The organism is Lelliottia sp. EB106-05-01-XG201 (genome assembly GCF_058791735.1).
The window spans coordinates 2,528,088-2,546,158 of sequence record NZ_JBYTDV010000001.1; the positions used below are offsets into that span (position 1 = coordinate 2,528,088).

Here is an 18,071-nt window from a genome sequence, read left to right on the forward strand (position 1 = left end):
AGCCAGAAAGGATGATTATGGCCAGCCCGTTAACGGTAAAACTCAGACCGCTGGAGCGCGAGGATTTGCGCTTTGTTCACCAGCTCGACAACAACGCCAGCGTGATGCGCTACTGGTTTGAAGAGCCTTACGAGGCGTTTGTCGAGCTGTCAGATCTGTACGATAAACATATTCACGACCAGAGCGAGCGCCGTTTCGTTGTCGAGTGTGACGGGGAAAAAGCCGGTCTGGTCGAACTGGTTGAGATCAACCACGTCCACCGCCGGGCGGAGTTTCAGATTATTATTTCGCCGGAATACCAGGGCAAGGGCCTTGCGACGCGTGCAGCGAAACTGGCGATGGACTACGGATTTACGGTCCTCAACCTGTATAAGCTGTATCTGATCGTGGATAAAGAGAATGAAAAAGCCATCCATATTTACCGTAAGCTTGGATTTATGGTGGAAGGCGAACTGATTCATGAGTTCTTTATTAACGGCGAGTACCGCAACACCATTCGTATGTGTATTTTCCAGGATAAATATCTGGCAGAACACAAAGCGGCAGGTTCTCACCTCCTGAAGCCTACGGCCCAGTGATGCGTTTGTTGCCGGGTGGCGGCTTCGCCTTACCCGGCCTACAAAATCCACACAATATGCCGTTGTAGGCCCGCGCAAACGAAGTGCCGCCGGGCGGTTTTACAAACCGCGCATTTGCCGACAATCAATAATATTCAATACTGTTTTTAATCGTGTACTTGTGCTCGACCGCCGGTTTGACGCTGTCGTCCGTCATCTGCAACTCACAGCTCACCGGGTTGTCGTGACGATCGTAATCACAGCTCTGCTTCACCGTACCCAGCGGTTTGTCGTTGAGCAGGCTGATGGCGGAATAATCGAGCTTCTTACGCTTGTCTTTCGACGGCGTGGCCGACACCGACAGATGCTGATCGCCTGACACCGTGGTTTTCCCCAGCGGATAACCGTCCGCGTCGTAGCGATACTTCACTTCCATCGCCTTGCCGTGGGCGGTCACGATAAAACCATTATCGTCCGTATCCCAGGTCACGCCTGCGGCCGGGAGTTCAGCCAGCTGGCATTTCCCCTGCAGCTTAATTTTCTGCTGCTGGGTTTCGGCATCAAGATAAAAATTGGCGTCCAGCACCAGCGCCACGCCGGTGTTGGCGTCAAGATCGTGCAGTTCGAGGGTATCGAAACACCCTTCCTGCGAGAGCGATCCCGTGACGCGTTTGCTCACTTCCCCTTTCTCATTGAACAGCGTCTGGGTGAAGTCTTTTACCGGCCCGCGCAGGGGATCAAAATCAAATTCGTTCGAAAAGCTCGCCATTTCCGGCGTAAACGACAGCGGCGCGGAGCTGTTATCGCATCCTGCCAGCATACTTGTCAGCCCAATCATTACTGCTAGTTTCTTCACATTCTCACCGATGCGTGGAAGTTAATCCCAATCATTTTAGCCAATTTAGATGTCAACATTATAGCGAAACCGCACCGGCAATTTATGACTTTACGTGTGACCCACCTCAGGCCAGAACCGCCTCCACAATCGACAGATAGGACGGTGTATGAATGACCCGATTAATTTTCAGCCCCACTTCCCCTAACATGTGTGCATACTCTTTCTCGGTGCGGGCGCGTCCGCCGTCGAAACCCGACAGCAGGATAAGATCCATCTCATACCTCCCCTGTTCGTTATCCTGATCTTTAATCATCGGCTCGAGAATTAATAAACGGGAGCTGGGTTTCATTGCTTTGCGGCAGGTTTTTAATATCTGGCTGGCTTTGTCGTCCGGCCAGTCCATCAAAATATATTTCAGCATATAAATATCTGCGACCGGACAAGCTTCAAAAAAACTCCCGGCCACGGTTTCCCAGCGCGAATCATCCCCCAATAAATGCAGGCTATTTTCAGTGAGAACGTTTGGACGATCGAATAAAATACCGTGCAGCGTTGGATTGCGGCGTAAAACTGTTAACAGAAGATTCCCCAGCCCACCGGCAATATCCACGACCGTGGCATGTTCCGGGAAGGGATAATTATCCACCAGAATATCGTTTTCTACGCTCGACATGGATGCCATCCCGGCGTGAAAACCGTCGTCGCCTGACGGCGTTTTTTTCGTCCCCCAGTATTCGTAAAAAGGCATGCCAAATAATTCGTTAAAGACCGGTTTGCCTTTGACGATATCCGTCATTTCGCCTGCGGGCTGCCACATGGTTTTATCCGTTAGCATCAGCACCCCTTCAAGCAGGGAGTACGGGGTGTCCGAGCGCAGAAACTCGGCGGCAGGCGTGAGGCTGAACAGACCGTCGTCAGTCATTTTAAATACGTCGCGCGAAGCCAGGGTTCGCAACACACGGTATAAAAACCCGGCATCCACGTGCAGCTCCTGCGCGAGCTGTTCAGCGGTTTTCGCTTCCTCTTTAAGATGATCCGCAACCCGTAATAACGCCGCGGTGCGCAGTGCAGCCTGCCAGACAAACCCCATGCTTTGCTCTAAAACATACATACCATCCCGACGTTCTTTATCCGATAAACTTTTTTGGTTTAACATTTTGTTTCTCCTGTGACGATAATTTAAAAGTACAGAATGAAAATGAAACGTCCGCCATCAAGCCTAATGGGATTAAATAAATTAGCCATCAAATAACTTTTATTCTTTTTTATCATCATGGCAATTTAAATCCACGACCTGATGAACCCTGTACAGGAATATGGCCAACAATTGGCTTTATTAGAAGGCTACTCATCGCCGAAATAAATAATCACAGCACGCACATAATAATGATAAATTGACCTCTCAGATTTTTCAGAAAATTTCTCTGCAATACAGCTATTTACATTATCCCTGCTAAAATAAAGTCCACACACAGAGATAAGGAGCAAGATATGAAACGGTTACCCTGGATTACCGCGCTGCTGTTAACCAGTATTTCTCCTGCGGTGCTGGCCGCCCCCGACTCCTGCGAGCGCGTGAAAAGCGATATTCAACAGCGCATTATTAACAACGGTGTCCCTGAGTCGGGTTTTACCCTGAACATCGTCCCTAACGACCAGGCCGATCAGGCTGATGCCCAGGTGGTAGGCCATTGCGCCAACGATACCTTTAAAATTCTCTATACCCGCACCGGCAGCAGCAGCGCGCCAGCGGGTGGCGCCGGCACGCAGGATAATGCTCCGGCCGAACCGCAGTAATTTCTCTGCGGGATTTCCCTTAGCTTGATAAGGATTAAAGTTTATTACCCCTGAATGAGTAACACTCACTCCATCTGTCGCCCGGTTGTATTCGTGGGTCAATCTCATACGTAATGACAAAGATGGAGTGAGTCATGTCCGATGTCGAACATCACGGCGGGATCAGCCGTCGAGCTTTGGTGAAATCCACTGCAATTGGCTCTCTGGCACTCGCTGCCGGAGGGCTCTCTCTCCCCTTCGGCCTGAAAAGCGCCGCCGCTGCCGTGCAACAGGCGGTTCAGCCTGCCGCCGATAAAGTGGTCTGGGGTGCCTGTTCGGTCAACTGCGGCAGCCGCTGCGCCCTGCGACTGCACGTCAAAGACGACGAAGTTTACTGGGTCGAAACCGACAACACCGGCGAAGATATCTACGGCAACCATCAGGTTCGCGCCTGTCTTCGTGGCCGCTCCATCCGCCGCCGTATCAACCACCCCGATCGCCTGAACTATCCGATGAGACGCGTGGGCAAACGCGGCGAAGGCAAGTTCGAGCGCATCTCCTGGGATGAAGCGCTGGATACCATCACCAAAAGCCTGAAAGGCGTGGTCGAGAAATACGGCAACGAAGCCGTGTACATCAACTACTCCTCCGGGATTGTCGGCGGCAACATTACGCGCTCTTCGCCTTACGCCTCGCTGGTGGCGCGCCTGATGAACTGTTACGGCGGCTTCCTCAGCCATTACGGTACCTACAGCACCGCGCAAATCGCCTGCGCCATGCCTTATACCTACGGCACCAACGACGGCAACAGCACCTCGGATATCGAAAACACCAAACTGGTGGTGATGTTCGGCAACAACCCGGCGGAAACGCGCATGAGCGGCGGCGGGATCACTTACTTCCTCGAGCAGGCGCGTGAACGCTCCAATGCACGGATGATCGTCATCGATCCGCGCTACACCGACACCGCCGCCGGGCGTGAAGATGAGTGGATCCCTATCCGCCCAGGCACCGATGCCGCGCTGGTCGCCGGTATCGCATGGGTGTTAATAGACGAAAACCTCGTCGATCAGCCGTTCCTCGACAAATACTGCGTCGGCTACGACGAAAAAACGCTGCCTGCCGATGCGCCCGCCAACGGCCACTACAAAGCCTACATTCTCGGTCAGGGCGAAGACGGCACGGCGAAAACGCCTGAGTGGGCGTCGCGCATCACCGGCATTCCCGCCGACAGAATCATCAAACTGGCGCGCGAAATCGGCAGCGCCAAACCGGCGTATATTTGCCAGGGCTGGGGACCGCAGCGCCAGGCCAACGGCGAACTGACCTCCCGCGCCATCGCCATGCTGCCAATTCTGACCGGCAACGTGGGGATCAACGGCGGTAACAGCGGCGCGCGTGAATCCACCTATACCATCACCATCGAGCGGATGCCGCTCCCGGATAACCCGGTTAAAACCCAGATCTCCTGCTTTAGCTGGACCGATGCCATTGTCCGTGGTCCGGAGATGACCGCCACTCGCGACGGCGTGCGCGGGAAAGATAAGCTGGATGTGCCGATCAAATTCATCTGGAACTACGCCGGAAACACCATCACCAACCAGCACTCCGATATCAACAAAACCCACGACATTTTGCAGGACGAAACCCTGTGCGAAACCATCGTGGTGATCGACAACTTCATGACCTCGTCGGCGAAATACGCCGATATTCTGCTGCCGGACCTGATGACCGTCGAACAGGAAGACATTATTCCGAACGACTACGCGGGCAACATGGGCTATCTGATTTTCCTCCAGCCCGTCACCGCGCCGAAGTTCGAGCGCAAACCAATCTACTGGATTATGAGCGAAGTGGCGAAACGCCTGGGTCCGGATGTGTATCAGCAGTTCACCGAAGGCCGCACCCAGGAAGAGTGGCTGAAACTTCTGTACGCCAAAATGCTGGAGAAAGACCCAAAACTGCCGTCCTACGAGGCGCTAAAAGAGATGGGGATTTACAAGCGCAAAGATCCGAACGGTCATTTCGTGGCGTACAAAAAATTCCGCGATGACCCGGATGCCAACCCGCTGAAAACCCCGTCGGGCAAAATTGAAATCTACTCCAGCCAGCTGGCAAAAATCGCTAACAGCTGGGAGCTGGAAAAAGACGAGACCATCAGCCCGCTGCCGGTATACGCCTCAACCTTTGACGGCTGGGACGCGCCGGAGCGCAGCCAGTTCCCGCTGCAGATGTTTGGCTTCCACTTTAAGGCCCGGACTCACTCCAGCTATGGCAATATTGATATCTTACAGGCGGCCTGCCGTCAGGAAGTGTGGCTGAACCCGGTCGATGCCGGTCAGCGCGGCATTAAAAATGGCGATTTGGTGCGCGTGTTTAACGCCCGCGGCGAGCTGCGCATCCCGGCGAAGGTGACGCCGCGCATCATGCCTGGCGTGAGCGCGATGGGCCAGGGCGCGTGGCACGAGGCCAACATGACCGGCGACCGCGTCGATCACGGCTCCTGTATCAATACCCTGACCACACATCGCCCTTCGCCGCTGGCGAAAGGCAACCCGCAGCACACCAACCTGGTGCAGATCGAGAAGGTTTAAAGGAACGTTGTTATGAATGAAGTTTTACCGCGTGAGTCGTTTGCATTGTCTGCCCGGGTGCTGGGAGCCTTGTTTTACTTTTCTCCAGACAGCGAGCAGGCCGCGCCGCTGGTTTCGGCTCTGACCACCAGCGACTGGCATCAGGACTGGCCGCTGGATCAAGCCAGCTTACTGCCGATTGCAGAGACCCTGCGCACTCCGTCCGACGAGCCGCTGCCCGACGCCTGGCAGCGTCTGTTTATCGGCCCGTGGGCGCTGCCCGCGCCGCCGTGGGGCTCGGTGTGGCTGGATCGTGAATCGGTGCTGTTTGGCGATTCAACCCTCGCCCTGCGCCAGTGGATGCGGGAAAACAACATTGCGTTCGAAATGCAGCAGAACGAACCGGAAGACCATTTCGGTACGCTGCTGATGCTGGCCGCCTGGCTGGCTGAAAACGGACGTGACGCCGAGCGCGATCAACTGCTGGCATGGCATTTGCTGCCGTGGAGCCAACGCTTCCTGACGGTGTTTATTGAGCAGGCCGGGCATCCGTTTTACACCGGTCTGGCCCAGCTTGCCCGCCTGACGCTGGCTGACTGGCAGTCGTCACTGTTAATCCCCATTTCCGACAAACCGCTTTATCGCTAATCTTCTTTTCGCACGGCGCATCTGCCGCCGTGCGAAACACTGACTTGTTACAGTGTCACTTCCCCCGTTATACCTTTAGGACTATTCTGCCCATACCCCGTTCAGGCCTTATCCCATAAGGCGTAACCCCCTGTTTACATTGTTAACTTCTGTGAACTGATTTAGCGCTTCGCTGGAACCCTTCCCAATCGCTTGCTATAGCTCATGTACCCCTGCCGAAACATGGCATAACAACAGGCAATCAATGGGTTGCTATACCCTAAATAATTCAAGTTACTTGAAGTATGACGGGTAATAACGCATGCGCACAGGGAGACACACCGCAATGCACTCATCATTAGTCAAACGCACGCTGCTTTTCATCGCCGCGATTGTTGCCGTTCTTGCGCTCCTCGCGTGGGGCATTGGGCTGGATACAATTAAAGCGCGCCAGGTTGACCTGCTGTATCTCGGTCAACAGCACCTGATTTTGGTTTTCTCTTCGATGTTCTTTGCCCTGCTGGTCGGTATTCCGAGCGGGATTTTGCTGAGCCGCCCGGCGGCACGCGGCACCGCCGAATACGTGATGCAAATCTTTAACGTCGGCAACACGCTGCCACCGCTCGCCGTTCTGGCGCTGGCGATGGTGGTGCTCGGTATCGGCGACAAACCAGCGATCATCGCCCTGTTCCTCGCCTCGCTGCTGCCGATTGTGCGTAACACCTACGCGGGATTGTGCTCAGTGCCTGCTTCGCTGCTGGAAGCGGCGAACGGGATCGGGATGACCAAATGGCAACGCCTGCGTCAGGTGGAGATCCCTAACGCCTGGCCGGTGATGCTCTCAGGCATCCGCATCGCCACGGCGATTAACGTCGGTACCGCGCCGCTGGCGTTCCTGATTGGCGCCAGCAGCTACGGCGAGCTGATTTTCCCCGGCATCTACCTGAACGATTTCCCGACGCTGATTCTGGGTGCGGCGGCCACAGCGCTCTTTGCGCTGATTCTGGACACGCTTCTGGCCGCACTGGGCCGTCTGATGAGCCCACATCTCGCACGATAACAATAACAAGGAGCTTTTATGAGACTGTTTTCACGCCTGGCGGCGCTGGTGGCCGCCGCGTTTCTGGTGAGCCAGGCCCAGGCCGCCCCGCTGATTCTGGCGACCAAGAGCTTTACCGAGCAGCATATCTTGTCCGCCATGACCGTTCAGTATCTGCAAAAGAAAGGGTTTCAGGTTCAGCCCCAGACCAATATTGCGACGGTGATTTCCCGTAACGCGATGATCAACAAACAGATTGATATGACGTGGGAATACACCGGGACGTCGCTGATTATCTTCAACCACATCAACAAACGCATGTCGCCGCAGGAGTCGTACGACACGGTGAAACGCCTGGACGCGAAACACGGTCTGGTGTGGCTCAAACCGGCGGACATGAACAACACCTACGCCTTCGCCATGCAGCGCAAACGCGCCGACGCGGAACACATCAATACCATGTCCGAGCTGGTCGCCAAAATTGAGCAGGTCCGTAAAACCGATCCGGACAACAACTGGCTGCTGGGCTTAGACCTTGAATTTTCCGGGCGTAGCGACGGCATGAAGCCGCTGCAGGAGGCTTACCAGATGGATCTGGATCGCCCGCAAATCCGTCAGATGGACCCCGGTCTGGTTTATAACGCCGTGCGCGATGGCTTTGTCGATGCCGGTCTTATCTACACCACCGACGGGCGCGTGAAAGGTTTCGACCTGAAAGTGCTGGAAGATGATAAAGGCTTCTTCCCGAGCTACGCGGTGACGCCGGTGGTGCGCAAAGACACGCTGGAAGCCAATCCGGGCCTGGAAGAGGCGCTCAATACCCTCTCCGGCCAGCTCAACAACGACGTTATCACCGAGCTCAACAAAAAGGTTGATATCGACCATCAGTCACCGCAGCAGGTCGCCCGTGATTTCCTGCGTAGCAAGCAGCTGCTGTAAGGAGGCGCTATGGAGACCATTCACTACATCCTTGATAACTGGGATTATTTGTTGACGCTGACCTTCCAACATCTGTGGCTGGTGGCGTTAGCGGTCGGGCTGGCGATTATCATCGGCGTACCGCTGGGGATTTTAATCGTGCGTCACAAATGGCTGGCGACGCCGGTGCTGGGTATCGCCACCATCGTCCTGACGATCCCGTCGATTGCCCTGTTCGGCCTGATGATTCCGCTCTTTTCGCTGATCGGTCAGGGTATTGGCGCCCTGCCCGCCGTCACCGCCGTGTTCCTCTACTCGCTGCTGCCGATTGTGCGTAACACCCACACCGCGCTGGACAGCCTGCCGCCCGGTCTGCGTGAAGCCGGACGCGGGATCGGCATGACCTTCTGGCAACGTCTGCGCTGGGTGGAAATTCCGATGGCCCTGCCGGTGATTTTCGGCGGCATTCGTACTGCCGTGGTGATGAACATTGGCGTCATGGCGATTGCCGCGGTGATCGGCGCAGGTGGCCTGGGCCTGCTGTTACTCAACGGTATTGGCGGGAGCGACATTCGCATGCTGATCGCCGGTGCCTTAATGATTTGTCTTTTAGCTATTGTGCTCGACTGGTTGCTGCATCGTCTGCAGGTCGTGCTGACTCCGAAGGGGATTCGATAATGATAAAACTGGAAAACCTCACCAAACAATTTTCACAGAAAAATGGTCAGACTTTTAAGGCCGTCGATAACGTCAATCTGAACGTGCCCGAAGGGGAAATGTGCGTTCTACTGGGGCCGTCCGGGTGCGGGAAAACCACCACCCTGAAGATGATCAACCGGCTGATCGCCCCGAGCAGCGGCAATATTTTGATTAACGGCGAAAACACTAACGAGATGGACACCGTCACCCTGCGCCGCAATATCGGCTACGTGATCCAGCAGATTGGTCTGTTTCCGAACATGACCATCGAAGAGAACATCACCGTGGTGCCGCGTATGCTCGGCTGGGACAAGGCGCGCAGCAAAGCGCGGGCCGAAGAGCTGATGGATATGGTGGCGATGGACCCGCATAAGTTCCTCAACCGCTATCCGCGCGAAATGTCCGGCGGTCAGCAGCAGCGTATCGGCGTGATCCGCGCCCTGGCCGCAGATCCTCCGGTCCTGCTGATGGATGAACCCTTCGGCGCGGTGGACCCGATCAACCGTGAAGTGATTCAGAACCAGTTCCTTGAGATGCAACGCAAGCTGAAAAAGACGGTGATGCTGGTCAGCCACGACATCGACGAAGCGCTCAAACTCGGGGATCGTATCGCCGTGTTCCGTCAGGGCCGTATCGTGCAGTGCGCGAGCCCCGACGAACTGCTGGCGAAACCGGCAAATGAATTTGTTGGCTCCTTTGTCGGGCAGGACCGCACGCTGAAACGCCTGCTGCTGGTCTCGGCGGGAGACGTTACCGATCAGCAGCCGACCCTCACCGTGCGTGAATCGACTTCCCTGCCGGAGGCGTTTGCCACCATGGATGATAACGATATTCGCGCCATCACCGTGGTCGATGACAACGGGAAACCGCTGGGCTTTGTGAAGCGTCGTGAAGCGCGCCACGCCACGGGCGCCTGCGCCGATATGCTGCATCCGTTCCGGATGACCGGCAAAGCGGAAGACAACCTGCGCGTGGTGCTGTCGCGTCTGTATGAGAGCAATACCAGCTGGATGCCGATCGTCGATGAAGAGGGTCGCTACAACGGTGAAATTTCGCAGGATTATATTGCGGAGTATCTGAGTTCAGGCCGCACGCGTCGTGCGCTGAATATTCACGAGAGCTAATGTCAGATGCGGGCAGTCAGGATGGCTGCCCGCTTTTGGCGTTACGCGACGACCTTCTCAACGGAAAAGGAGCTGTCTAACATCGTCAGATCGATGTAACGCGCCAGATCGCGCTGCTCAGCGCGCGGCAGATACGGCAGTTCACCCACCAGCGGGCCCTGCAGCTTTTTGCTTAACACCTCGATGATTTCGGCGTAGTGCGCAAGACCTGGGTTAATACGGTTCGCCACCCAGCCAATCAGCGGTAAACCATCGTTAGCGATGGCCTGCGCGGTCAACAGCGCATGGTTGATGCACCCTTCCTGAATACCCACCACCATCAGCACGGGCAGCTGTTCCTGCACCACCCACTCGGACAATGGACGCAGATCGTTCATCAGGCTGCGCCAGCCGCCGGTACCTTCAATCACCACGTGATCGACCTGGTTACCAAGATTTGCCAGCCCGTTGGACAGCAAGGAATAGTTGATCAGACCGCTGTGCGCGACGCTGCTTTCGTCTTCACTCAGCGCAATCGGGTTGATGGCCTGATAAGGCAGCTCAAGGCTAGAAACGCTTTGCAGCACCAGCGCATCTTTATTGCGTAGTCCTTCTGGCGTCTCTTTACTTCCTTTCGCGACCGGTTTATACCCTGCCACACTCTTACCGCCTGCCGCCAGGGCCTGCAGCAAAGCGCGGGACACCACCGTCTTGCCGACAGAAGTATCAGTACCCGTTACAAAGAAACGCTTAAGCATCACTTACTCCACCTTTTGGGCATATGCTTTGAAAATATAAACCAAGTAAATAATTCAGTGGAGTGAGTCTAAGGTATGCGCCATCCCTTCAGTTTGAGATAGCGCAATTTTTATGAGATCAGCGAAAAATAGCCTTAACCCTGCAGGAGACGGATCAATAGTGAGCCGTTATACATCGCGTCTTTGACCAGCGCGGCACCGGCCATCGTGCCCTGATTGGAAAACTGCGTGCTCTCGACCACCATGTTCTTGCTGTAGGCCGGAAGGGATTGCTGGCGAATACAGTCGGAAATCGCCGGGAAGAGGATGTCAGCGGCCTGATTCAGCGGCGAACCAATCAAGATTTTTTGCGGGTTAAACAGGTTCACCATAATCGCGAGGATCCGCCCGACGTTGTTGCCCACGCCGGTAATAATATCCTTCGCCAGCAGATCGCCCTGCCGAGCCGCGCCGCATAAGGACTCGACGGTCAGCGGCTGGCCGTGCAGCGAGGAGCTCATCGACTGACTCAGACGCAGCTGCGCCAGCTCCATCACGCTCTCGACGCTGGCGATGGTCTCCAGGCAGCCGTGGTTGCCGCAATAGCAGCGCTTGCCGTAAGGGTCGACCTGAGTATGGCCAATCTCCACCAGGCTGCTGCTGCCCGCGTGTAACAGGCGGCCGTCGGTGATGACGCCAGCCCCGACGTTGTGGTCGATCACCACCTGGATCACGTCGCGCGCGCCGCGAGAGGCACCAAACAGCGCCTCGGCCATCGTCCAGGCGCTGATATCATGCTGAATATAGACCGGCACGCCGGTGTGATTCTCCAGCACTTCGCCAAGCGGCATGTCTTTCACATCGTCGTAAAACGGCATGCGATGCACAATACCATTCTCCGTATCAATGATTCCCGGCATGGTGATGGCAATAGAGGTCAGACGCTCCAGCTTCTGCTGGTGGCGAATAAAGAACTGATCGATATGGGCAATTATGCGTTCAAGCAGGGTTTGCTCTGACTGGAGCGGCAGTTCGAGGCGGTCTTCCACCACCAGTTTGCTGCTTAAATCGCGCAGGGCGAGGATCACTTCCGCGCGGCTGATGCGGATCGACAGATAGTGCCAGGCTTCCGTTTCCACCACCAGCCCGACGGCAGGACGGCCACGGCTGCCCGGCTCCTGGATCTCCGTCTCTTGCACCAGGTGAGCTTCCAGCATTTCACGCACAATTTTGGTAATACTGGCTGGCGCAAGTTGAGCCAGTCGAGAGAGATCGATACGCGAGACCGGGCCAAGCTGATCAATCAGGCGATAAACGGCGCCCGCATTGGTCTGCTTAATTTGATCAATATGTCCTGGCTGACTATCAGCAACCACCGCTTACATCCTTATTTTTCGCGCTTCGAAATAAACTTTGGGCTATGGTGAAGCACTTCGCAGGCAGTCGTCAAATTTAAACTTAGCCATGTGATTTACCGCACATTTTTTGCCCTTTTTCAGGCCGTTACTGGACGCTTTGAGGCGGCAATCAGCTGGTTTTTGAAACGCTGTGCCGCGTTGCTCTGCTCATGGTGTTTCGGCCACACCAGCCACATCTCAGAGACCGCATCCTCTTCTGCTATCGGTACCCAGCGCATTTCGCTCAGCTGAACGCGTTTAAATGACGCCGGAAGAATCGACACCCCCAGGCCCGCCGCGACCAGACCAATAATCGTCATCGCCTCGCCGACCTCCTGGGTGATGACCGGCGCCAGCCCGTAGCGGCGCATCAGACCAAGGATATCATCATACAAACCGGTTCCCACATGCGGATCGAAAAAGACAAACGGCTCCTGCGCCAGTTCCGCCAGAGTGACCGCATCCAGCGATGCCAGCGGGTGATCGCGCGGGATCATCGCCAGCAGCGGTTCGCGGAGGATCACCTCCCAGGCCAGGGTATCGGGCAAATGCGTGTTGCGCATCAGCCCCAGATCCAGCGAGCCCTCGTTGAGCGGAACGATCTGCTCCCGGGTGTTGATCTCGCGGGTCTGGATATGTACGTCAGGGTAATGACGGCGAAACGATGACAGGGTGTCCGACACCGCGCTGATAAACGGGGCCGACGAGGTAAACCCGATGCGAAGCTCGCCCGTCTCCCCCAAATGCAGCCGCTCGGCGCGGGCCGCGGCGTCATCAACCAGGCTCAGAATCTGGCGGCTGTCGGCCAGAAACTGCCTTCCGGCTTCCGTCAGGCTGACGCTGCGGTTGGTGCGGGCCAGCAGGCGCGCCCCGACCTGCTGTTCAAGGATCTGGATCTGCTGGCTCAGGGGCGGCTGGGAGATGTTCAGCCGGGCCGCCGCGCGCCCAAAATGCAGCTCTTCGGCGACGGCGATAAAGTAGCGTAAATGGCGCAGCTCGATATTCATATGTTTAACGTATCATTTGAGATTATTAATATATTAGACAGAATATTTACAATTTCCTACCCTGATTTTGTGGTCATACCCGTCACCAGAAATCACGGGGATGTTTAAGCAAGGAACTTTTGTGAGTCGTACATCTACCCTTGATATCGCCCCGGCAAGCGACATTGATGATTTACCTGCAGCACCCGCCACCACTCAGTTTATCAAACGGGGCACCTCCCAGTTTATGCGCGTCACGCTGGCGCTGTTTTCCGCAGGCCTCGCGACCTTCGCCCTGCTGTACTGCGTCCAGCCGATCCTCCCGGTTCTGTCTCATGAGTTTGGCGTGTCGCCCGCCAGCAGCAGTATTTCCCTGTCGATCTCAACCGGGATGCTGGCGATCGGTTTGCTGTTTACCGGTCCGCTCTCTGACGCCATCGGCCGCAAGCCGGTGATGGTGACCGCCCTGCTGCTCGCCTCAGTGTGCACCTTGCTCTCGACGATGATGACCAGCTGGCACGGGATTCTGGTGATGCGCGCCCTGACTGGTCTGTCCCTGAGCGGCGTGGCGGCGGTCGGGATGACTTATCTCAGCGAAGAGATCCACCCAAGTTTTGTCGCGTTTTCGATGGGGTTGTATATCAGCGGGAACTCGATTGGCGGCATGAGCGGACGTCTGCTGAGCGGGGTGTTCACGGATCTGTTTAGCTGGCGCATCGCCCTGGCGGTGATCGGCTGTTTTGCCCTGGCGTCGGCGCTGATGTTCTGGCGCATCCTGCCCGAGTCCCGCCATTTCCGCCCTACTTCCCTGCGGCCCAAAACGCTGTTTATCAACTTCCGCCTGCACTGGCGCGATAAAGGGTTGCCGCGTCTGTTCCTGATGGGCTTCCTGCTGATGGGATCGTTCGTCACCCTGTTTAACTATATTGGCTACCGGCTGATGCTCTCGCCCTGGCACCTGAGCCAGGCCTTTGTCGGCCTGCTCTCCGTGGCCTATCTCACCGGGACCTGGAGCTCGCCGAAAGCGGGCGCGATGACCGCGCGCTTCGGTCGCGGCCCGGTGATGCTGGTCTCGACCGGCGTGATGCTGGCAGGTCTGCTGCTGACGCTGCTTTCATCCCTGTGGGTGATTTTCGCCGGGATGCTGCTCTTCTCCGCAGGCTTCTTCGCCGCGCACTCGGTCGCCAGCAGCTGGATCGGTCCGCGCGCCCGTCGCGCCAAAGGCCAGGCCTCTTCGCTGTATCTGTTCAGCTACTACCTGGGCTCCAGCATCGCCGGAACGCTCGGCGGCGTGTTCTGGCACAACTACGGCTGGAATGGCGTCGGCGGGTTTATTGCGCTGATGCTGTGTACCGCGCTGCTGGTGGGGATGAGCCTCCATAAGCGTCTGCACTAAGGGCACTGTAGGCCGGATAAGCGTCAGCGCCATCCGGCTTTGTTTTTTTCAGGAAGGCAAAAAAGGATAAAACCGATACACCGCCACCATCGCCGAGATACTCACAATCACGCTGACGATAAACCAGGTTTTGAACGGCTGTTTTTGCGTTTTATGGCGGAAGAGTTGTTGACCCAAAACCGCACCCGGCCACCCTCCTACCACTCCAAACACCAGCAACGTAGATTCCGGCACTCTGCGCCAGGCCTTTCGCGCCGCCATTTTGTCTGCGCCGTAAATCAGCAGCGTCAGTAGATTGGCGAGTAAGAGCCAGGTGGCAACGGGGTGCGGGGTAAAAAAGCTGCCGATGGCGGAGAGGATCAGGAGTAAGTAGCAAAAGCGGTTGAGGTTCATAGGGTTGGTTCGAATAGTTTTTTAGGGGGTGTTTGGGGGGATTATACGTGGTGGAGATCGGGGACGAAATAGATACCTAGAGTTTGAAACGAGGGTCTTTCGTTGGTTCGGCTTTGGCTACTGTGAGCGAGGAGCAGACATTCTTGTACAAAGCATAGCGTCGGAATACAGTGAGATCATTGATTGATAAGTGAGTCGAATCAGAACAGTAGCCAATGAAACAAAAACTTCGCAAACGTAACCAAGACTGGATATCAAGGCAATTGCAACGTGCGCAAAAAGAGGAAATGCCGTTAAGTTTCTTTATTAACTTTCCCTCAATACGAGCAACTGCTTGTAATGGTGGGCGCCTTAAACGGCGGGTCGTCTCAAGCCGGACTGGGGTCGCGCATCGTTTCATCAGGGTTGGGGAGAAGTGCCGATTGTTGGACCAAAAGGTACAGTTTACTGGTTTGAGGGATTTGATAAGGAACAGTTGCCTGTTGAATGGGTGCCGCTGTGGGAAGATGCCTGAATGTATTCGTTTTGATTTGATCTCACAGTGCAACACACAATCAACTCATATTGTCTGCCGTGAGCGAGGAACGGAAGTTCTCAACTGTCTTCGCCATTGATGATGCTCTACTCACCTTCCCGTGTGTTAATCGACAGGGAGCATGTCAATGAACCTGACTACAGTCGACCTGCAATATGATTCGTATACATGGGTGGTCGGTCGCTGCATTTGCATGTTTAAGTTATCAAACACCTATTTAACTGGCTATAAAAACTCTCATTCATCTACCTCCTCGGATGTATAATATTACAAAAGGATTACAGAATTCTTTGTTTTACCCTACTCTCAATAAAAAATGTTATCTCAGCGTCTTTTACTAGATGATTAAAACATTTTTATGTCAATGAGCTTAATCATCATTGATGTCAATTGAATAAAATAAAATTGCCGTTATATTTACACAATCTAATCTCACTTTAATTTATTGACTACGGTTCTTGGCGGGGATGGTCATCAATCATTATATTTAAACAAGAGTTCTGACACCCACTTTAATAAGCCTACTCGTTAGTTTATGACTAATTTATAACACAGCCATACTTAATTGAATTGTGAGAATTTTATGAAAAAAAACCAACTGATTACTATATTTAGTCTACCTCTTATTCTTACAGCCTGCAGTTCAGGAAAACTGGCCATGAACCATGCCGAAGATGTTGCTAAATCAGGCCGTGACATCATAAAAGTCACTAAAGAATATAATGGAAATTTAATAACTCTGCATAATGACTGGGTAGCTACACTCCTTGGCTCCGATCCCAATTGCAGACTTAAATCTGATATGACAATCCCCGTCAGAGAGAAACAAAGTTCTAATCCTAGGATTGGTATGTGCGTGACACCACGTGAAGAAAAGAGAATTAAGACTATCTATCTAAATGCAAAACCTATTGACAGAAAAATATTTGAAGAAAATGAACAAATCCTGTCTGCATTCTCAGATTATTTGATAGCATTGACAGCTTATACGTCGGATGAACCTTCATATTCTGTTAGCAAACTCGTTGATAAAGCGCTTGAAAATGCTGAAAACATCAATAAAAATAAAACCGTTAGCCTTAGTGATAAACAGAAGAAATCCATTAGTGGACTTGTCTCGTTTTTACAACGGCTAGCGGCAGAGGAAAAAAACAAGGGAGATATTTCTTCCGTATTAAAAGAAATGGGCCCAAAGCAATCTGAAAACCTAGATTTACTAAAAAAAGATATAAAGGAGAAAAAAGAGATATATTTCAACTCAATGAATAGAGACATATTAAACATAGCTTTATTAAATTTCAACAACCGAGCTAAACTTCCACCACAGCAGTCTGTTTCTTCTAAAGAAATAGTACAACTTAATTATACAACACAAAATTATATCAAAAACATAACCGCTGCTGAAGTAGCCATTGAAAAATACAAAGTATATAATAATGGACTTGTTTCAATAATTGATGAAAATATTACCGATAAAAAAACAAAAGAGGAGAAACTGGCCATTCAAAAAGAAAACATGAAAGAAGCGTTCGGATATATTAAAGATTTCATTCAAGAACTTGGCCCAGTCATTATGGCTGCAATGTGATAGGGGGTAGTTTATGGCTACACAACAGCAGAAGGATGATCTTATTAATATAATTCTAAAATTAAAAGAATTATGCAATTCAAAAATTAATGGTGAAAATGGTGGTGTATACGTATATATCAGCATCAAACTAACATCCTTTTTAATAACTATAGATAGTTATGATCATTCTATATTCAGCAATCAAGTCATCATTGACTTAATGTTCTGGGCAAACCAGGCTATTAATGCATTGCAAACACCTACCGAAGAAGATGATTTAGCTGCATTAAATATTATTGTTGGAAAGCTCGCATACCAATTCCCTGTAATTAAATAGCATCCCTGAATAAAAATGTGCATCTACACAATAAATGATAGCCAGAATTATTCTGGCTGTCTTTATATCATCTATCAAAATAACACATAATAACTATGTCACTCAGCTGCAGTATCCTCATCATTTAACAGGCTCAACGAGCTCCGCCCACTGATTCTTCACATTCCCGACTGCGCGCATTACTGGATGCCAGTTGAAACCGCTCTGTCAGTGGCTATCTTTTCCGCCTCTTTACCAGAAACATCCTGCCTCATCCATTCCCGGACAGCTTCGGCCACCTTAATGCTGAGTAGACGACGTTCGTGTATATCGATCAGATCTTCATCAGCAGCAGTGATAATCAGAAATCCTTCCGCCTCAACGCCACGCTCAAACGGTGTGCTTTCGATCGAAGCCAGGAATATCAGCTAGCCATCTTTGCGGTGAATGAAGTAGGGTTGCTTTATATCGCCTTCCTTCTTCCACACGATTTAATTATTGATATACTTGCTGACCAGTTAGTCGACACCACAACAATATCCCTCCCTAACGTAACGAACGTCCGTTCTTAGCACAAAGCTGGCCAACTGAAGCGTCGCGTGGTCTGCTAT

The 18,071-nt window shown here is 53.2% G+C and carries 17 protein-coding genes and 1 pseudogene; 11 read left to right on the forward strand and 7 right to left on the reverse strand.

Features of this window, described 5'->3' with window-relative positions:
- The first annotated feature begins 17 nt into the window (after window positions 1-17).
- Window positions 18-578, forward strand: a complete 561-nt coding sequence (gene speG, locus AC3WS9_RS11865) for a spermidine N1-acetyltransferase (protein WP_285144579.1) — start codon at window positions 18-20, stop codon at window positions 576-578.
- Window positions 579-702: 124 nt separating this feature from the next.
- Here speG and AC3WS9_RS11870 read toward each other — a convergent pair whose 3' ends face one another.
- Together AC3WS9_RS11870 and AC3WS9_RS11875 are read right to left on the reverse strand one after the other, a co-directional pair.
- The gene (locus AC3WS9_RS11870; protein ID WP_492488522.1) at window positions 703-1,413 is read right to left on the reverse strand and encodes a YnfC family lipoprotein; all 711 of its coding nucleotides are present in this window, start codon (window positions 1,411-1,413) and stop codon (window positions 703-705) included.
- Window positions 1,414-1,519: 106 nt separating this feature from the next.
- Window positions 1,520-2,551 carry a methyltransferase gene (locus AC3WS9_RS11875; protein WP_492488524.1) on the reverse strand — a complete coding sequence of 344 codons (1,032 nt, stop codon included), beginning with the start codon at window positions 2,549-2,551 and terminating at the stop codon, window positions 1,520-1,522.
- A 335-nt stretch (window positions 2,552-2,886) separates the two neighbouring features.
- Between AC3WS9_RS11875 and AC3WS9_RS11880 the strand changes: the two genes are divergently transcribed.
- The 7 genes from AC3WS9_RS11880 (at window position 2,887) to osmV (ending at window position 10,151) form a co-directional block, all read left to right on the forward strand.
- On the forward strand, window positions 2,887-3,192 hold the full coding sequence (locus AC3WS9_RS11880; RefSeq protein WP_282493181.1) for a DUF1161 domain-containing protein: 306 nt from the start codon (window positions 2,887-2,889) through the stop codon (window positions 3,190-3,192).
- Between the two features lie 134 nt (window positions 3,193-3,326).
- Entirely contained in the window at window positions 3,327-5,765 is a 2,439-nt protein-coding gene (ynfE, locus tag AC3WS9_RS11885; RefSeq protein WP_492488526.1) for a selenate/tellurate reductase subunit YnfE, read from the forward strand.
- Between the two features lie 12 nt (window positions 5,766-5,777).
- Window positions 5,778-6,392 carry a Tat proofreading chaperone DmsD gene (dmsD, locus tag AC3WS9_RS11890; protein ID WP_492488528.1) on the forward strand — a complete coding sequence of 205 codons (615 nt, stop codon included), beginning with the start codon at window positions 5,778-5,780 and terminating at the stop codon, window positions 6,390-6,392.
- A gap of 325 nt (window positions 6,393-6,717) precedes the next feature.
- Entirely contained in the window at window positions 6,718-7,431 is a 714-nt protein-coding gene (gene osmY / locus AC3WS9_RS11895) for an osmoprotectant ABC transporter permease OsmY (RefSeq protein ID WP_285144584.1), read from the forward strand.
- 18 nt (window positions 7,432-7,449) lie between these two features.
- Window positions 7,450-8,349 carry an osmoprotectant ABC transporter substrate-binding protein OsmX gene (gene osmX / locus AC3WS9_RS11900; RefSeq protein ID WP_492488530.1) on the forward strand — a complete coding sequence of 300 codons (900 nt, stop codon included), beginning with the start codon at window positions 7,450-7,452 and terminating at the stop codon, window positions 8,347-8,349.
- Between the two features lie 9 nt (window positions 8,350-8,358).
- Entirely contained in the window at window positions 8,359-9,006 is a 648-nt protein-coding gene (gene osmW, locus AC3WS9_RS11905; protein WP_492488532.1) for an osmoprotectant ABC transporter permease OsmW, read from the forward strand.
- Entirely contained in the window at window positions 9,006-10,151 is a 1,146-nt protein-coding gene (gene osmV / locus AC3WS9_RS11910) for an osmoprotectant ABC transporter ATP-binding protein OsmV (protein ID WP_285144586.1), read from the forward strand. Before osmW ends, osmV begins: the two co-directional genes overlap by 1 nt.
- Window positions 10,152-10,192: 41 nt before the next feature.
- Here the strand turns inward: osmV and bioD are convergent, their stop codons facing one another.
- The 3 genes from bioD to AC3WS9_RS11925 form a co-directional block, all read right to left on the reverse strand.
- Window positions 10,193-10,888: a dethiobiotin synthase gene (gene bioD, locus AC3WS9_RS11915; protein WP_285144587.1), complete on the reverse strand. Its 696-nt coding sequence runs from the start codon at window positions 10,886-10,888 to the stop codon at window positions 10,193-10,195.
- A 134-nt stretch (window positions 10,889-11,022) separates the two neighbouring features.
- Complete coding sequence (gene mlc, locus AC3WS9_RS11920; RefSeq protein WP_282493189.1) at window positions 11,023-12,243, reverse strand: sugar metabolism global transcriptional regulator Mlc; 1,221 nt, start codon at window positions 12,241-12,243, stop codon at window positions 11,023-11,025.
- A 119-nt stretch (window positions 12,244-12,362) separates the two neighbouring features.
- Window positions 12,363-13,271: a LysR family transcriptional regulator gene (locus AC3WS9_RS11925; RefSeq protein WP_285144588.1), complete on the reverse strand. Its 909-nt coding sequence runs from the start codon at window positions 13,269-13,271 to the stop codon at window positions 12,363-12,365.
- A gap of 121 nt (window positions 13,272-13,392) precedes the next feature.
- Between AC3WS9_RS11925 and AC3WS9_RS11930 the strand changes: the two genes are divergently transcribed.
- On the forward strand, window positions 13,393-14,646 hold the full coding sequence (locus tag AC3WS9_RS11930; protein ID WP_492488535.1) for an MFS transporter: 1,254 nt from the start codon (window positions 13,393-13,395) through the stop codon (window positions 14,644-14,646).
- A 48-nt stretch (window positions 14,647-14,694) separates the two neighbouring features.
- On the opposite strand, the gene AC3WS9_RS11935 is transcribed toward AC3WS9_RS11930, so the two are convergent.
- Window positions 14,695-15,039, reverse strand: a complete 345-nt coding sequence (locus AC3WS9_RS11935; protein ID WP_492488537.1) for a DUF1294 domain-containing protein — start codon at window positions 15,037-15,039, stop codon at window positions 14,695-14,697.
- Between the two features lie 1,193 nt (window positions 15,040-16,232).
- On the opposite strand from AC3WS9_RS11935, the gene AC3WS9_RS11940 reads away from it, so the two are divergent.
- Together AC3WS9_RS11940 and AC3WS9_RS11945 are read left to right on the forward strand one after the other, a co-directional pair.
- On the forward strand, window positions 16,233-17,162 hold the full coding sequence (locus AC3WS9_RS11940; protein WP_492488539.1) for a hypothetical protein: 930 nt from the start codon (window positions 16,233-16,235) through the stop codon (window positions 17,160-17,162).
- A 13-nt stretch (window positions 17,163-17,175) separates the two neighbouring features.
- Window positions 17,176-17,481, forward strand: coding sequence for a hypothetical protein (locus AC3WS9_RS11945; RefSeq protein WP_492488541.1), 306 nt, complete (start codon window positions 17,176-17,178; stop codon window positions 17,479-17,481).
- Between the two features lie 120 nt (window positions 17,482-17,601).
- On the opposite strand, the pseudogene AC3WS9_RS11950 reads toward AC3WS9_RS11945, so the two are convergent.
- Window positions 17,602-17,945 (reverse strand): annotated as a pseudogene (locus tag AC3WS9_RS11950) (SOS response-associated peptidase family protein); the annotation flags it as partial.
- Window positions 17,946-18,071 lie beyond the last annotated feature (126 nt).

What these genes read in the sequence shown, in the direction of transcription:
- AC3WS9_RS11940 (WP_492488539.1), top strand. Translation starts at nt 16,233, where the DNA reads ATGAACCATGCCGAAGATGTTGCTAAATCAGGCCGTGACATCATAAAA.
- dmsD (WP_492488528.1), top strand. Translation starts at nt 5,778, where the DNA reads ATGAATGAAGTTTTACCGCGTGAGTCGTTTGCATTGTCTGCCCGGGTG.
- AC3WS9_RS11945 (WP_492488541.1), top strand. Translation starts at nt 17,176, where the DNA reads ATGGCTACACAACAGCAGAAGGATGATCTTATTAATATAATTCTAAAA.
- ynfE (WP_492488526.1), top strand. Translation starts at nt 3,327, where the DNA reads ATGTCCGATGTCGAACATCACGGCGGGATCAGCCGTCGAGCTTTGGTG.
- AC3WS9_RS11875 (WP_492488524.1), bottom strand. Translation starts at nt 2,551, where the DNA reads ATGTTAAACCAAAAAAGTTTATCGGATAAAGAACGTCGGGATGGTATG.
- AC3WS9_RS11935 (WP_492488537.1), bottom strand. Translation starts at nt 15,039, where the DNA reads ATGAACCTCAACCGCTTTTGCTACTTACTCCTGATCCTCTCCGCCATC.
- AC3WS9_RS11925 (WP_285144588.1), bottom strand. Translation starts at nt 13,271, where the DNA reads ATGAATATCGAGCTGCGCCATTTACGCTACTTTATCGCCGTCGCCGAA.
- osmY (WP_285144584.1), top strand. Translation starts at nt 6,718, where the DNA reads ATGCACTCATCATTAGTCAAACGCACGCTGCTTTTCATCGCCGCGATT.
- osmX (WP_492488530.1), top strand. Translation starts at nt 7,450, where the DNA reads ATGAGACTGTTTTCACGCCTGGCGGCGCTGGTGGCCGCCGCGTTTCTG.
- speG (WP_285144579.1), top strand. Translation starts at nt 18, where the DNA reads ATGGCCAGCCCGTTAACGGTAAAACTCAGACCGCTGGAGCGCGAGGAT.
- AC3WS9_RS11880 (WP_282493181.1), top strand. Translation starts at nt 2,887, where the DNA reads ATGAAACGGTTACCCTGGATTACCGCGCTGCTGTTAACCAGTATTTCT.
- bioD (WP_285144587.1), bottom strand. Translation starts at nt 10,888, where the DNA reads ATGCTTAAGCGTTTCTTTGTAACGGGTACTGATACTTCTGTCGGCAAG.
- osmV (WP_285144586.1), top strand. Translation starts at nt 9,006, where the DNA reads ATGATAAAACTGGAAAACCTCACCAAACAATTTTCACAGAAAAATGGT.
- osmW (WP_492488532.1), top strand. Translation starts at nt 8,359, where the DNA reads ATGGAGACCATTCACTACATCCTTGATAACTGGGATTATTTGTTGACG.